The organism is Moraxella haemolytica, assembly GCF_030177935.1.
Taxonomy (GTDB): domain Bacteria; phylum Pseudomonadota; class Gammaproteobacteria; order Pseudomonadales; family Moraxellaceae; genus Moraxella; species Moraxella haemolytica.
Genome location: NZ_CP089974.1, coordinates 1,773,516 through 1,788,065, shown reverse-complemented (window position 1 = coordinate 1,788,065; position 14,550 = coordinate 1,773,516). Strand labels below are relative to the sequence as shown.

Genomic DNA, 14,550 nt, shown 5'->3' with positions numbered 1-14,550 from the left:
AATTGATAATAAAAATCTGTTTTTTTAATACTAAATAACATTGAGTAACTTTACTGTAGGTAATGGCGAAGTTTTACCCATTTTTGTTGATGGTGGTGTTTTTTGATGAGCTGACACAAAATAAGCCAGATTTCTGGCGTGAAAAACTGGCTTTATTATGAGATGCTTGGGACTAATGGGTGCGCCATTCTTGCTAAAGAATTGGGGCGACTTTGCTTATAGTTTTTGATTGGATTGATGTGCAGATTAGACTAAGCGGTTGCACTAATGACAAGCCATACGCTATAACCAATAAAACAGGTAATAAAGCCGATTCCAACACCACGACCGATTTTGCCATTGCCTTTTAGAGCAAGGACGCTTAGTAAAAATAAAGCGATTGTCAATGCGGACATGACCAAAATATCACGGTTTAGAATCTCGGCATTCACTGCCATCGGTTCAATGGCGGCAGCAATGCCCACGACCGCAAGGGTATTAAAGATGTTTGAGCCAAGTACATTACCGAATGCCAAATCAAATTCGTCACGGCGAGCAGCGATGACAGATGAGACAAGCTCAGGCAGGCTAGTGCCAATAGCGACAATGGTCAGTCCAATGATGAGATCTGATAAGCCCCAAAGTCTTGCCAACTCTACCGACCCCCAGACAACCAAGCGTGAGCTTGCAATCATCACAACCAAACCAATGATGAGTCCAATAAGTGATTTGCCGATGTGTATCTCGTCTGGACTTGGTAGCTCGTCATCTTCTTTTGGTTCTATCTCTTTATGGGTGGTTGGTAATGAGTTTTCTGTGATGGCTTTGGTATGCGTTTTGGTGAGATGGATTTGGGTGGCGATATTGGCGAGTAGTACCATCAGTAAGATGATGGCGTCTAGCCTGCCAAGATGTCCATCTATCATGAGTATGACGGTCAGCGCGGTTACGCCGATGAGCCAAGGAAAGTCAGCTTTTAAGGCGTCTTTTTGAATGACGATGGGGGCGATGAGTGCGGTTATGCCAAGTACAAGGGTGATGTTGACGATATTTGAACCGTAGGCATTGCCCAAAGCAATACCAGGACTGCCTGCCAGTGCCGACAATGCCGATACGACCATCTCAGGGGCTGATGTACCCACACCGATGATAAGAGTACCAATGAGTATTTTGGGTACATGGTATTTGGTGGCAATACCAACAGCACCGTCAATAAACGCATCAGCACTAAATACGAGTAATACCAAACCAACAGCAACCGCTGATAAAAAGAGCAACATAAAGATTCCGATAATTAATAAAAATATCAACCAATGATACAGCAGGCAAAAAACTAGCCAAGTTTAAATCCGTTGATGGTGTTTCTGGCTTTATCTAGCTCACCTGACATAATCAAAGCTAAGTTTGACATGACGCAGTCAAGTGCTTTATCAATGGCGATAAAATCATCAGCACTTGGCTTGGATAGTACCCAGCCACTGACTTTACTGGCATGACCTGGGTGTCCGATACCAATGCGTAGGCGGTGGCAATCAGTGCCGATGTGTGGCAAGATATCTTTTAGACCGTTGTGCCCACCATGACCACCGCCAGTCTTTAGGCGAATCGCACCTGCTTGAATATCAAGCTCGTCATGAGCGATGAGAATCTCGCTAGCATGAATGTTATAAAATTTTGCCAAAGTTGCGACCGCAAGACCTGAACGGTTCATGAAAGTACTTGGCTTTAGTAGGCGTATCTCTTGCCCAAAAATCATGCCACGACCGACATCTCCGTGGAATTTTTTGTCATGGCTTAGACTGATATTAAAAGCATCTGATATTCTATCCACAAGCCAAAAGCCTGTGTTGTGGCGGGTGTCTTTATATTCGTTGCCAGGATTTCCTAGCCCTACGATAAGTTTGATGGTCATAAGTTGGCTGTAAATAAAAAATAAGCGGTTATTATAGTCAATTTTTCTTAGAATATAAATCTATCTTCCATATAAAAAAACCAGCAATTGTTGCTGGTTTTTTAGAAAAATAATGATTATTCTTCAGAGATTGCCTCGTCAGCAACAGGTGCTTCTGTAGCTTCAGTTGTTTCTACAGTTGGTGCTTGCATACTGATGATGGTGTTTTCTAGTTCGCTGTCATCGTTAACGACTAGGGTTGCACCTTCTGGAAGTTTTACATCACCTAGGCGAATGTTGTCACCAACTTCTAGTGCTGCCACATCAACTTCGATGAATTCTGGTAGGTTGCGTGGTAGGCAAGCGATTTGAATGTCGGTTGCGATTTGGGTTAGTACGCCACCTGCTTTTTTGCCCACTGAAGTCTCTTCGTTGATAACACGCATAGGAACGCTAAAGTTCATTTCTTGACCACGAACGATGCGTTGGAAGTCAGCGTGTAGTGGGAAGCCTTTTGATGGATGGCGTTGTAGTGCTTTGATGATTACTTCTTGTTTAGCACCATCTAGATTGATGCTGATGATGCTTGAGAAGAATGCTTCTTCTGATAGTGCTTTTACCAATTCGTTGTTTTTTACACAGATAGAAACTGGCTCGCCTTCACCGCCATAGATGATGGCAGGAATAAGGTTTGTTTTACGCAGGCGGCGGCTCGCACCTTTACCCTGCTGTTCGTCAGAACGCACGATGGCGTTTAGAGTATAGCTCATGATGATTCCTTAATGGGAAATAGATGAATAAAATTGGACTTGCGACCAGTCCAGCCATTCTCAAAAGAGCCAATCATTTGGCAGGTCTTGAAAATTAGCAAAATATTATACTAAAAAATTACTTCATTGGCAAAGAAAATTGTGCTTGATTGATAGTTTGATGATAAAAAGTGCAATATTTTGATGATTACTTAGGATTATTGAGAAAATATCTCATTTAAAGTAATAACTTTGATGGTTTTTTGTTATATAATATGCTGGTTTGTTACAATGGCATTGTTGTCAAATTGTTCATCTGTTTGATTGTTAATCTCATAATGGCTGACAATGATGTGTAAAAACTGTTTTATTATTCATTAATTTATTTAATTCTTGCTTTATATATAAAAGGAGTGTGCCATGGCTCATGTGGCTACTGGTATGTGGATTTCATTGGCGGCTTATTTCATTTTGATGATAGCCATTGGAGTTTATGCCTATTTTAAACAAAGAAACGATGTTGAAGGCTATATGCTTGGCGGTCGTAACCTAAGTCCTGCTGTGGCGGCACTATCAGCAGGTGCTTCTGATATGTCAGGTTGGCTGTTGCTTGGTTTACCAGGATATATGTATGCGTCAGGTATTGTTAGTTTTTGGATTGCAGGTGGTTTGACCATCGGTGCATTTGTCAATTATCTGCTTGTTGCTCCACGCTTGCGTGTTTATACTGAGCTTGCGGACAATGCGATTACTCTACCTGATTTTTTTGCCAATCGTTTTGAGGATTCATCGCACGCACTGCGTCTAATGTCGGCATTGGTGGTAATTTTGTTTTTTACTGTCTATACAGCGGCGAGCTTGGTTGGTGGTGGCAAGCTGTTTGAGAACTCACTGGGTCTGTCGTATGAATTGGGTCTGTGGGTAACGGCAGGCGTGGTTGTGGCTTATACACTATTTGGTGGTTTCTTGGCAGTCTCTTTGACAGACTTTGTGCAAGGTGTCATCATGCTAATTGCCATGTTGCTTGTGCCTTTTGTGGCATTTAATGAAGTGGGTGGTATCTCAAACAGCGTCAGCGTGGCACAATCAATAAACCCTGAGCTTTTTAATATCATGAGTGGTGTTACGGTCATGGGTGCGATTTCGTTAGCGGCTTGGGGTTTGGGCTATTTTGGTCAGCCACACATCATTGTGCGTTTTATGGCACTTCGCTCACATAAAGATGTGCCTGTGGCGTGCACCATTGGCATGGGTTGGATGATTCTAAGCCTGATGGGGGCGTTGATGGTTGGTTTGTCTGGCATGGTATATGTTCATAATAAAGGTATGCAGTTGGACGACGCAGAGACTATTTTCCTTGTGTTCTCACAAATCTTATTTCACCCCCTTATTTCAGGCTTTCTGATGGCAGCGATTTTGGCCGCTATTATGAGTACTATCTCAAGTCAGTTGCTTGTGGTATCTAGCTCTTTGACTCGTGATGTGTATAAGCTATTCTTAAATAAAGAAGCGTCAGAAGCCAACCAAGTGATGATTGGTCGTCTGTCAGTCGTCATCGTGGCATTGGTGGCTATTTTCATTGCAGGTGATAAGAACAGCTCGGTGCTTGAGTTGGTATCACACGCTTGGGCGGGCTTTGGTGCGGCATTTGGTCCGTTGGTGTTGTTTAGCTTGATGTGGAAACGCATGAACCGTCATGGTGCATTGGCAGGCATGATAGTCGGTGCTTTGACCGTGATTGTATGGGTGTATGGTGGCTTTGAGATTGGTGGTAAGCCTGCCAATGATGCCATCTACTCTATCATGCCAGGCTTTGTGTTTAGTGCGATTGCGACTGTGGTAGTTAGTCTGATGACTGCTCCACCAAAAGCTGAAATCACTTCTCGTTTTGAGCAAATGCAAAGAATGCTAAAATAATCTAAGCAAGCCGTTAAAAAATACCGCAGTTGTCATTGCGGTATTTTTTATGGTCGCTAGATTCATGCTAGGTCAGTTAGAAGCTGATGCGTGCGAAACAATCATCAAAACAAGAGACTAAAAAACCCATCATCAGATGGGTTTTTGATAGAAAGTCTGATGGATTAAGCGTTGTAATCAAACAATGCACTGATAGACTCTTCGTTATTGATACGGCGTAGACTTTCAGCCAGTAACGAGGCGATACTGACTTGACGAATTTTTGAACAGGCTTTGGCTGACTCTGACAGAGGAATGGTGTCGGTAACAACAATCTCATCAAGAGCAGAGTTGCTAATATTATCAATCGCTTTGCCTGATAGTACAGGGTGGGTGATGTAGCCAACCACACGGCGAGCACCATTGTCTTTTAGGGCTTGGGCTGCTTTGCACAGTGTGCCTGCGGTATCAACGATGTCATCAATAATGACACAATCACGACCACTGACATCGCCGATGATGTGCATGACTTGGGATTCGTTGGCACGAGCACGGCGTTTGTCAATAATAGCAAGGTCGGCATCGCCTAGCAGTTTTGCCATAGCACGAGCACGCACCACACCACCTACATCAGGTGAGACAACCATTAGGTTGTCGTAGTTTTGTTGTTTTAGGTCGCTTAATAGAACAGGAGTGCCGTACAGATTATCAACAGGAATGTCAAAGAAGCCTTGGATTTGGTCGGCGTGCAAATCAACAACCATCACACGGTCAATGCCAGAGATGGATAGCATATCCGCCACAACCTTAGCAGAAATTGGCACACGAGCTGAACGAGGTCGGCGGTCTTGGCGTGCATAACCAAAATAAGGAATCACGGCAGTGATACGACCTGCACTAGAACGGCGAAGGGCATCGGCAAGCAAAACCACTTCCATCAGGTTGTCATTGGTTGGGACGCAGGTCGGCTGTAGAATAAAAACATCTTTGCCACGAACATTTTCCTTGATTTCGATGGCGATTTCTCCATCAGAAAAGCGAGTAATGTCCGCTTTGTTCAAAGGGATATGTAGGTGGTCAGCAACAGTCTGGGCAAGCTGTGGGTTGGCATTACCTGTAAAGATGGCCATATATGACATATGATAATCCTGTAAAAGGCTAAAAGAATGATTGCTGTCTATTTTAGCATTTTTTACGGTAATTTTGCAGAGTTTTGCTAAATTTTTCTTGTAACAATGAAAGGTTTTTTTGGTGTGATTATTGAGATGATAAACAAAAAAGCCAACTCCGAAGAATTGGCTTTATTGCTCAAGCTAGGCCTGAATATGGCAGAGGTAGCTGGACTCGAACCAACGAATGTCAGGATCAAAACCTGATGCCTTACCAACTTGGCGATACCCCTAGAAAAAGTTTTTTAAAAACTTTTAAAAAATGGCAGAGGCGGCTGGACTCGAACCAACGAATGTCAGGATCAAAACCTGATGCCTTACCAACTTGGCGACGCCCCTATATAGGCGGATAATTATACCGAATAATTTATATTATGCAAGTGTTTTTTTAAAAAAATTTAAATTTTTTTAAAATTTTTTTAGGTTTGTGGTCTTGTTGGCTTTTTTTATGTGTTTTGGTTTAGTAGCCGTACAAACTTTGGCAGATGATGGCACGACAGGGGGCGTTGCTGACTAAGTGTTGTGCTTGTGATTGCAGCTGCTTGGATAAGGGTAAAAATACCGCACTGCCCGTGCCTGTCATGCGGGCACAAAATTTGTCATCATCTATATCTTTGATGGCGTGCAGATAGTCCATCGCCTGTTTGATGGTTTGGCTGTGATTGATGGCGATGGATTCAAAGCAGTTATAAAAACCGTCAGACAGTCGTCCATCAAATTGTTCGTATCGGCGTTGTAGGTCGTCCATGATTGGCGTATCTTTGATGAGGTGAGGGTGTCTAAAAAAATGTGCCGTTGCTAGGTGTATGTTAGGCATGAGCAATAGGTATTGACGAGTCGGTAAGCTAATCGGCGAAAGTAGTTCGCCAATGCCTGTGGCGATGGCATCTGTCCGATGAAAATGAGCAAAAATAAAAAATGGCACATCAGCACCAAGCGTAGCAGCGATATCAATGAGGGTTTGGCAGTCAAGATTGAGTTGCCAAAGTTGGTTGATGGCGATGAGCGTGGTTGCACAGTTTGATGACCCACCGCCAAGACCTGCCCCTGTGGGGATATGCTTGCTGAGTGTGATGTGTACGGCTTTGGCGTGGCTTGGGTAGGATTGTGCCAATGTGTGTACTGCCTTGACTATGAGATTGTCATCAAGGCGTTCTGTCAGATGCTCGCCACCAATGAGCTGAACAAGTTTGTCATCATCGTGTAGCCGAAAGGTCAGCTCATCGCCAAAATCTAGCGTGCGAAACACGCTTTGTAGATTGTGATAGCTGTCTGCTCTTTGACCTGTGATGTGTAAAAAAAGGTTAATCTTGGCAGGGGAGAATAGAGTTAATGTGGTCATGTCAGTTGCCATGAATGATACTCATGATGATGCGATGACCGTCTGTGTGCGTGATACGCAGACGATTTGGCAGATTGCCTTTGTATTCAAATGTTGCTATCCAATCGCTATTGACTGCTTGAGCAAGCCGTCCCTTATCATCGTACTGATGATCGCTATCGCTTGGGGCAGTTTTGCCAATTATCCAATAGGGGAGCTGACTGATGGGGGCTTGCCAGCCTGTAACTTGAGTTAGCAGTTCTTCTGGTGAATCTGCATGAACGCTTCTTATGCGTTGGTTGTGCAATGTGGCGGTTTTGCCATCAAAGCTGATGGTGGTTGCACCAATGCCAAGTGCCCCTGTCAAATCAATGGCGAAACGCTCGCCTTCTTGTACCCATGCATAAAAGGCAGTGCCCGACTGGCTGTTGTCAGCCGAGATGGTAATCATACCAATTTTGCCAGTAATATTAAACTGTATGGGGGCGTTGATGGTGGCTGTGGTTGTTGGTGTGTTTTTTGGTAATGTTTGACAGCCTGCCATCACAGTCAGAAGGCATGATGCCATAACCATTTGGGCTGTCTTTAGTGTTGTTTTTGTTAAGAGCATGAATATTCCTATAATCAGTCGGCAAATAATAGATAAAAGCTGATGGGCGTGTTTTGATGAATGAGTTTTAGGGTTAGTAGCTTTGTATGGCAGGTTCACTGGTTGGCGTACCAGACTCTTGGTTGAAGCCGTATGTATTCTGTAGTTCGGCGAGTAGCTTTTGTACCATGTTGTCATCGCCAAGCCCCTGATAGGCTCTGAGTAGCAATATGCCTGCATTTAGGTCAAGTGAGACCTCATACGGTGCTTGCAGATGGTCAATGACGGCATGGTAGTTACCCTTAATTAAGGCGTTTTCACTTAATAAAATCAAGGCTTGTAACTGCAATTCTTTATCGTATAGTGGGTCATTGGCACGAATGTCTATAATCGCCTTGACGGTCGTGAGTGCTTGCTGGTCGTCAGGATTTTGTTTTAAGATGAGTTTGGCTTGTTCTAGTTGATAATTTGGATTAAAGCCATCGAGTTGCACCAACTTATCCATCGCCAAGCGTTTTTCTTCATCGCTAAGCTCATTTTCAAGTAGCTGATAACTGGCAAAAAGTAGGCGGTCGTCATCAGGATATTGACGATTGGCGGTGCTTAGTAGGTCTTTGGCGGTGTCGATATTGCCTTGCCTTAGGTAAATTTCTGCTTGCAGGATGTAGCTGTCGGCTGCGTACATCTGATACTCATCTCTTAAGCGTATCAAGGTTGATATGGCTGCATTGACATTGTTTTCAAGCAGATAAAAGCCAACCACTTTGGTGCGAGCATCTAGTACATTATCATCATTTTTGACTCGTTCGTAATGATGTCTGGCTTGTACAAAATCACCCAGTCGCTCATGACCGATGCCTAGATAATAGTGAGCTTGACTAGAAAAGATAGGATTTTTGACCAGTGGTATCAAAATCTCAATGGCATGACGATACTCGCCAATATCAAGACCAACCAAACCTGCCAACAGTATGACATCAGGGTTTTGGGTGTGTTTGTTGGCTTCAAGCAGTAACCGCCAAGCATTGCTTAGGTCGCCTTGATTGATGAGATGGCGGATCTCATATAGATATAGCGAGGTTTCTTGGGGTAGGGTGCGTCGCTTGGTGTGTAGGAATGACCATAGTTCGTCTAGGCGACCTGCGGTATTTAGAATATCAAGTTTTAGATTGATAAAAGCCAGATTGTTTGGTTCACTTTTTAGGGATTCGTTGATATGTAGCAATGCAGCATCGTGTTCATTAAGACGCATTAACAGACCTGCACGCAAAGCCGCAACAGAGCTGTTGTTGCTTTGAATGTATTGTAATGCATCAAACAACTCTCTTTGGTCGGTAGGGTTGTTAGGAAAAATGCTGATAAAGATTTGAGATAAGTCTGTTCTGGGGTCGTATTGTAGTACTGCTGCAAGCATCTGTACCGCTTGGTTGTAGGCTTTGGCTTTTAGGGCAAGGTGCGTTACATAGAACCAAGCAGGAATGTGGTCAGGATTTTGGGATTGCCAAGCGGCGGCAAAGGCGAGCGACTCTTCAGGCTGTTCATATTCAATGGATAGACTTAAGGCACGCTCAAAAATGGCGGTGGCATTTTGTTTAAAAGACTCCACCTTGTAGATGGCAAGGGCTGTTGCCACATCACCACGATCAGCGGCAAACTCTGCTGTTAATAATGCCTGCAAATCAGGTACATTTAAATCGTTGGTTAAGCCATCGCTTAGTAAAATTTCTGAAAAACCATCATTGATAAGCGGATAATGACTGTCATCGCCATCGTCAATGAACTGCTCATCGCCGACATCAACATTCATCTCATCTAGGGCGTCGTCATTTGGCAGTGGTTGTTGTTCTTTGTTCTTTTTATAAAAAGGCAGTAGTACTTTTAGTAGGGGGTCAAATACCCCTGCTTGAGCAGGTCTGGCAACACAAACAACAAGACTTAGACAAATGACTATTGCTACCGTTTTTTGGCGAGTAATTTTTTTGCCAAAACGAGGTATAGGCAACCTAATGCCGCCGTGTTGGGTGGGGTAAGTAATTTGCCAAAATTTTTGCTTCATAACCACTTCATCATAGGCTGACTGCCTATCTATCTCTTGCACTTATTATAAAAGGATTTTGAATAAGTGCAAGAGATATGTCAAGCGTGAACGATATTTAAGTTTAAATTGATCAATTTTATGCTTTTGTGCTTAATTATAGGCAATCTTGTTACAAATTCTTAAAAAGCTGTTATAATAAATAATTTAGCCTCATTTTGATTGCCATCAATAACTTAAGTTAGCAAAATGAAATTAGCCGTCATCGGAGTCAATCATAAAACCGCCCCTGTGGCACTTCGTGAGAAGTTGTCGTTTGGGCGTGATTTGTCGCACGCCATTGCCGAATTACGAGCATTGACCGATGGTTCGGTGATTGTTTCTACCTGCAATCGCAGTGAAATCTATGTCAAATTACCCAGTGATGCCCTGTGTGCAGAGGTGATAGATGATGAAGATGCACCCATCAGTGAGGCGACCCAAAAAATCAAGGCTTGGTTGGCAGATTTTAAGGGTTTGCCACTTGAACACATCAGTCCGTTTTTATATGTTTATGAAAATAATAGAGCATTAAATCATTGGCTGAGGGTGGCAGCAGGGCTAGACTCGATGATCTTGGGCGAACCGCAGATTTTGGGGCAAATTAGACAGGCGGTCGCCTTATCTCGTGAGTATGGTGGCATGGGGCAGGGTTTTGATTGGCTAACCCAACAGGTCTTTGCTGCGGCACGAGCGGTGCGTCGTGATACAAAAGTGGGTGCACAGGCGGTTACGCTTGGTTTTGCTACCGCTAAGTTAGTAACGCAGGTTTTTGATCAGCCAAACCAATTAACCTTTATGCTGGTGGCGGCAGGCGAGATGAATCGTTTGGTGGCACACAATGTGGCATCTTTAGGCATGGCAAAAATTATTATTGCCAATCGTAGCCATGAGCGAGCCAAGAATCTAGCAGATGAGCTACATGAAATGGCACGGACGGCAGGCCGCACGGTAGAGATTCAGCTTGTATCCATCAATGAGATCGGTGAGTATCTACATCACGCTGATGTGATGAGTAGCTGTAGTGGTAGTATGGATACGCTCATCAGTCATGAGATGGTGAAGGTTGCCTTAAAAACTCGCCGTCATCGTCCAATGTTGATGGTGGATTTGGCAGTACCTCGTGATATTGAGCCAAAAGTGGGCAGTCTTGATGATGTCTATCTGTATTCTGTAGATGATTTGCAACATGTCATCGCAGGGAATTTGGAAGAGCGAAAACAAGCGGCGGTAGAGGCTGAGCTGATGGTCAGTCAGCTGGTGCTGGATATTGAACATCAGATGCAAGTGCAGGTGGCACGCACGCAAATCACCCATTATCGGCAGATTGCCCAATCACATAAAGACAGATTGCTAAAAATCGCCTTAGCTCGCCTAGATGATGGAGATGATGCTCATCAGGTGATGACGCAATTTGCCCACGCACTTACGCAGACACTGACACACGCCCCATCAAGACTAATCCGTGATACTGCTCAAAACAGTGACCCTGATGTGCTAGAGATGATAACAGATACCTTAAATCATGCCTATCGTGAGTGAGACTCTATCTTATTGGAAAATTTGGACTGGTCAATCTCAACCATTTGTAAAAACAAGTGGTTGATTTTTTTGATTAAGCTTGATACATTGATGAAGATTGGATTGTCCAAATTCTTGACAAGGAGAACAAGATGCCCGCTTTAAGAAATGATATTGACCCTGATGGATTGCTGGAGTATTCGGTAGTCTATACTGACCGAGCCTTAAATCATATGTCTAAGGAATTTCAGGGGGTTATGCGAGATTTGTCCGCAGAATTAAAATCGCTATACCAAGCTGATGCGGTCGCCATCGTGCCAGGTTCTGGGACTTCTGGCATGGAGGCGGTGGTGCGTGCCTTTGCTAAGGACAAAGAGGTCATGATTATCCGTAATGGCTGGTTTAGCTATCGTTGGACGCAGATTTTGGAGGCGACGGATGTAGCAAAGTCAAGCAAGGTGTTTTGTGCCAATCATGCAGAAGCAACACAGGCAGTATTTTTCCCTGCCAATATTGATGAGGTAACCGCCTTTGTTCGTGAGAACAGACCTCAGGTTGTGTTTGCACCGCATGTTGAGACGGCCTCTGGCATGATGCTGACCGATGCGTACATTAAGGCATTAGGTGAAGCGGTGCATGAGGTGGGTGGTATCTTGGTGATTGACTGCATTGCTTCTGGCTGTATTTGGCTTGACATGAAAGCACTTGGTATTGATGTGCTAATCAGTGCACCACAAAAAGGCTTATCTAGCACGCCCTGTGCCGGACTTGTGATGATGAATAAGCAAGCAAAAGAGATGGCACTAAATAGCACACCAAGCAGTTTCTCTCTTGATTTAAAGGCGTGGATTAATATCATAACAGCTTATGAAAATGGGGGTCATGCCTATCATGCCACCATGCCAACTGATGGACTTAAACAGTTAAGAGAGGCACTTTTTGAGGCGAAAGCGGTTGGTTATGATGTCCTAAAATCCGCTCAAATCAAATTGGGTAAGGATATCTTAAAAGTACTCAATGATAAAGGTATTTGCAGTGTTGCTCATCCTGAGTATCAAGCACGAGGTGTGGTCGTCTGCCATGCACCAAGTGAAGCGGTGCATAAAGGCGTGGCATTTGCCGAACAGGGTTTGCAGATTGCAGCAGGCACACCGCTACAGGTTGGTGAACCCGAGGGTTATCAGAGTTTTCGCATTGGGCTGTTTGGGCTTGATAAGCTGACGGACATCGAAGGAACTGTGGCACGATTTAAGGCAGCAGCAGATAAGGTGTTTGATTAACCAGTCATTCACTACTTAATCTAAGCCTGCTTAGTCAATACAAGCTGTGCCTATACTTGCGAATTACCCTTGTTGATTCATCAAACATAAAACCCTTGTAGCTCTTATTCTACAGGGGTTTTTTGATACGGCTTGCTATTGATTGGTTTTACCGTAAAATGTAGTCTGGCGGAGACGGAGGGATTCGAACCCTCGATACGCTATTAACGTATACACACTTTCCAGGCGTGCGCTTTCGACCACTCAGCCACGTCTCCAATTCATCTATTATAACAAATTTTTTCTCATTTGTCGTAAAAAATTCATCATTTATGATCAAAAAATACACTTCTGACTCGTCTGATGACGATAATAACAAAGGCGATGAGCAGAACAGAGATGACAGCTGTGCTGATAGGAGCGATGAACTCTTCAACCAATTCGTAATTTGCCCCAAGTGCATAGCCTGCATAAGCCAAGATAGCACTCCAAATGGCAGAGCCAAATGTAGTCAGTATCAAAAATGGTAGTAATGGCATACGAGCCATGCCTGCGGGAATGGAAATCAGTGAGCGAATGGCAGGAATCATTCGTCCAAAAAAGATAACAGATTTGCCATACTTATCAAACCAAGCCTGTGCGTCAACGATGTCACTGGGCTTAAGAAGAAAGTATTTGCCGTATTTTTTGGTGAGTCGGTGTAATCTATGCTCATCAAGCATTGTACCAAAGTAGTATAAAGGCAATGCACCAAGTACCGAGCCTAGCGTGCCAGCCATGATGACAGCAATAATATTCATCTGTCCCATGGCGGCAGCAAAGCCTGCAGCAGGCATGATAAGCTCACTGGGAATGGGAGGGAAAACATTTTCTAAAAACATCATGAGAGTAACACTAAATAGACCTAATTTGTCCATTATCTCAAGTACCCAATCACTGATGAACTGCATTATTTATCACCGATAATAATAAAAATCAACCACTTGAGTGATTGATTTTATTAAAAATATATAAAAATATAGAAATTTGGTGGAGATGGCGACCACCGATTATTTTACATAAATCATTGATTTTTATAGATATTTTTAAAAATCATCTGATTTTTGTGTGGATTGGTGTGTGTTGCTATCAATCACTAAACTATATGCCTGCTATTATAGCAAGTAAAACGGAGATTGACAAATATTTCAAGCCTCATTCCTACTCACTCTCCCATCACTCGCCAACACAGGCAACGCAAACCGATGTGTCGCAGGCATAGACTGTGTACCACACCAGCGATAGCCCAGCACACGAGATGGGCTAAATGGCTTGATATTGACCGCATCGCCTTTATTGCCGCCAAGCACCATAATATTACCATGCTTGTCTCTACCAACACAAAACCCTACATGACCACCACCATTGCGACTAAACACCACCACGCAGCCATAAGCGGGGTTATTGAGCTTACTGCCTGCCGTCACCCATGAACGAGCCAATGGGAAAGATTTTGGAATGTGATGCGACAATCCTGCCTTTGCCATGACAAATGCGACAAATGCACCGCACCATGGTGTTTCGTCATTTTGCCGTACTTTTTCTTTTAGGCGGTGGGCTTGATTTGTGGCAGTAAAGCCTGTTGTCCACATCTCCACCACCAATGGGTTGTGCTTGACCCCCTTGATTTCTTGTTGTCCGATGTACTGGCGGGCGATTTGCACCCATTTTAATTCATTTTTCATTTTTGTGCTCCAATAAAAAGCCCCATTAGGGGCTAAATAGATGATTGATTTTTTTGCCGATGGCATCGATGGCGTTACCGCCCAAGTGACCGCTGATGGCGACCGCCACCGCTGTCAATAGCGGCTCGGTCTCTAGGTATTCGCAGAGGTAGAATGTGACGACGCCAGCGAATGCTGACACCATCAATTCCCCAACGAGCTTAATGAACACTACTGTAAGCTTCTCAGGCTTTCTTTGCTTGTTAAGTCGCCTAATGAACGCCACCAAGCCACCTGCCATCGCCAGCAGTCCCACCCATAGATAGGTGATGATGGTGTAGGTGGTTGGGTCTTTTTCGATCATAATTATTCCTCTGTTCCGTCCACTGTGATGTTGAG

General features: G+C 43.8%; 13 protein-coding genes and 3 tRNA genes. 3 read left to right on the top strand and 13 right to left on the bottom strand.

From position 1 onward, the window contains the following. Positions 1–251: 251 nt before the first annotated feature. The 3 genes from LU276_RS08575 to LU276_RS08565 form a co-directional block, all read right to left on the bottom strand. Positions 252–1,259: a calcium/sodium antiporter gene (locus LU276_RS08575; protein ID WP_284673426.1), complete on the bottom strand. Its 1,008-nt coding sequence runs from the start codon at positions 1,257–1,259 to the stop codon at positions 252–254. A 53-nt stretch (positions 1,260–1,312) separates the two neighbouring features. Further along, on the bottom strand, positions 1,313–1,891 hold the full coding sequence (gene pth, locus LU276_RS08570) for an aminoacyl-tRNA hydrolase (RefSeq protein WP_284673425.1): 579 nt from the start codon (positions 1,889–1,891) through the stop codon (positions 1,313–1,315). Between the two features lie 116 nt (positions 1,892–2,007). Continuing rightward, positions 2,008–2,643 (bottom strand): 50S ribosomal protein L25/general stress protein Ctc, encoded by a 636-nt coding sequence (locus LU276_RS08565; protein ID WP_373628827.1) that lies wholly within the window; start codon positions 2,641–2,643, stop codon positions 2,008–2,010. Between the two features lie 396 nt (positions 2,644–3,039). On the opposite strand from LU276_RS08565, the gene putP reads away from it, so the two are divergent. After that, positions 3,040–4,536, top strand: coding sequence for a sodium/proline symporter PutP (gene putP / locus LU276_RS08560; protein WP_284673423.1), 1,497 nt, complete (start codon positions 3,040–3,042; stop codon positions 4,534–4,536). A 164-nt stretch (positions 4,537–4,700) separates the two neighbouring features. On the opposite strand, the gene LU276_RS08555 is transcribed toward putP, so the two are convergent. The 6 genes from LU276_RS08555 to LU276_RS08530 all read right to left on the bottom strand — a co-directional run bounded on the left by LU276_RS08555 (position 4,701) and on the right by LU276_RS08530 (position 9,650). Beyond that, positions 4,701–5,654, bottom strand: a complete 954-nt coding sequence (locus LU276_RS08555) for a ribose-phosphate pyrophosphokinase (RefSeq protein ID WP_284673422.1) — start codon at positions 5,652–5,654, stop codon at positions 4,701–4,703. 187 nt (positions 5,655–5,841) lie between these two features. Then, positions 5,842–5,917 (bottom strand) — tRNA-Gln (locus LU276_RS08550). 30 nt (positions 5,918–5,947) lie between these two features. After that, positions 5,948–6,023, bottom strand: a tRNA-Gln gene (locus tag LU276_RS08545). 121 nt (positions 6,024–6,144) lie between these two features. Then, on the bottom strand, positions 6,145–7,026 hold the full coding sequence (gene ispE / locus LU276_RS08540; RefSeq protein ID WP_284673421.1) for a 4-(cytidine 5'-diphospho)-2-C-methyl-D-erythritol kinase: 882 nt from the start codon (positions 7,024–7,026) through the stop codon (positions 6,145–6,147). A gap of 1 nt (position 7,027) precedes the next feature. Further along, positions 7,028–7,615: an outer membrane lipoprotein LolB gene (locus LU276_RS08535; protein ID WP_284673420.1), complete on the bottom strand. Its 588-nt coding sequence runs from the start codon at positions 7,613–7,615 to the stop codon at positions 7,028–7,030. A gap of 73 nt (positions 7,616–7,688) precedes the next feature. Further along, a complete protein-coding gene (locus LU276_RS08530; protein ID WP_284673419.1) occupies positions 7,689–9,650 on the bottom strand; it encodes a tetratricopeptide repeat protein in 1,962 nt (653 codons plus the stop codon). 228 nt (positions 9,651–9,878) lie between these two features. Between LU276_RS08530 and hemA the strand changes: the two genes are divergently transcribed. Beyond that, positions 9,879–11,210, top strand: coding sequence for a glutamyl-tRNA reductase (gene hemA / locus LU276_RS08525; protein WP_284673418.1), 1,332 nt, complete (start codon positions 9,879–9,881; stop codon positions 11,208–11,210). 131 nt (positions 11,211–11,341) lie between these two features. Further along, positions 11,342–12,469 carry an aminotransferase class V-fold PLP-dependent enzyme gene (locus LU276_RS08520; protein ID WP_284673417.1) on the top strand — a complete coding sequence of 376 codons (1,128 nt, stop codon included), beginning with the start codon at positions 11,342–11,344 and terminating at the stop codon, positions 12,467–12,469. 166 nt (positions 12,470–12,635) lie between these two features. Here the strand turns inward: LU276_RS08520 and LU276_RS08515 are convergent. The 4 genes from LU276_RS08515 to LU276_RS08500 form a co-directional block, all read right to left on the bottom strand. Further along, positions 12,636–12,726, bottom strand: a tRNA-Ser gene (locus LU276_RS08515). 48 nt (positions 12,727–12,774) lie between these two features. Continuing rightward, positions 12,775–13,398, bottom strand: a complete 624-nt coding sequence (locus tag LU276_RS08510) for a DedA family protein (RefSeq protein WP_284673416.1) — start codon at positions 13,396–13,398, stop codon at positions 12,775–12,777. Positions 13,399–13,635: 237 nt separating this feature from the next. Further along, positions 13,636–14,172: an NlpC/P60 family protein gene (locus LU276_RS08505; RefSeq protein ID WP_284673415.1), complete on the bottom strand. Its 537-nt coding sequence runs from the start codon at positions 14,170–14,172 to the stop codon at positions 13,636–13,638. A 25-nt stretch (positions 14,173–14,197) separates the two neighbouring features. Continuing rightward, positions 14,198–14,515, bottom strand: a complete 318-nt coding sequence (locus LU276_RS08500; RefSeq protein ID WP_284673414.1) for a phage holin family protein — start codon at positions 14,513–14,515, stop codon at positions 14,198–14,200. Positions 14,516–14,550 lie beyond the last annotated feature (35 nt).

Bases quoted from the DNA above. Each gene is read 5' to 3' on its own strand.
- LU276_RS08575 (WP_284673426.1), bottom strand. From the start codon at position 1,259: ATGTTGCTCTTTTTATCAGCGGTTGCTGTTGGTTTGGTATTACTCGTA.
- pth (WP_284673425.1), bottom strand. From the start codon at position 1,891: ATGACCATCAAACTTATCGTAGGGCTAGGAAATCCTGGCAACGAATAT.
- putP (WP_284673423.1), top strand. From the start codon at position 3,040: ATGGCTCATGTGGCTACTGGTATGTGGATTTCATTGGCGGCTTATTTC.
- LU276_RS08555 (WP_284673422.1), bottom strand. From the start codon at position 5,654: ATGTCATATATGGCCATCTTTACAGGTAATGCCAACCCACAGCTTGCC.
- ispE (WP_284673421.1), bottom strand. From the start codon at position 7,026: ATGACCACATTAACTCTATTCTCCCCTGCCAAGATTAACCTTTTTTTA.
- LU276_RS08535 (WP_284673420.1), bottom strand. From the start codon at position 7,615: ATGCTCTTAACAAAAACAACACTAAAGACAGCCCAAATGGTTATGGCA.
- LU276_RS08530 (WP_284673419.1), bottom strand. From the start codon at position 9,650: ATGAAGCAAAAATTTTGGCAAATTACTTACCCCACCCAACACGGCGGC.
- hemA (WP_284673418.1), top strand. From the start codon at position 9,879: ATGAAATTAGCCGTCATCGGAGTCAATCATAAAACCGCCCCTGTGGCA.
- LU276_RS08520 (WP_284673417.1), top strand. From the start codon at position 11,342: ATGCCCGCTTTAAGAAATGATATTGACCCTGATGGATTGCTGGAGTAT.
- LU276_RS08510 (WP_284673416.1), bottom strand. From the start codon at position 13,398: ATGCAGTTCATCAGTGATTGGGTACTTGAGATAATGGACAAATTAGGT.
- LU276_RS08505 (WP_284673415.1), bottom strand. From the start codon at position 14,172: ATGAAAAATGAATTAAAATGGGTGCAAATCGCCCGCCAGTACATCGGA.
- LU276_RS08500 (WP_284673414.1), bottom strand. From the start codon at position 14,515: ATGATCGAAAAAGACCCAACCACCTACACCATCATCACCTATCTATGG.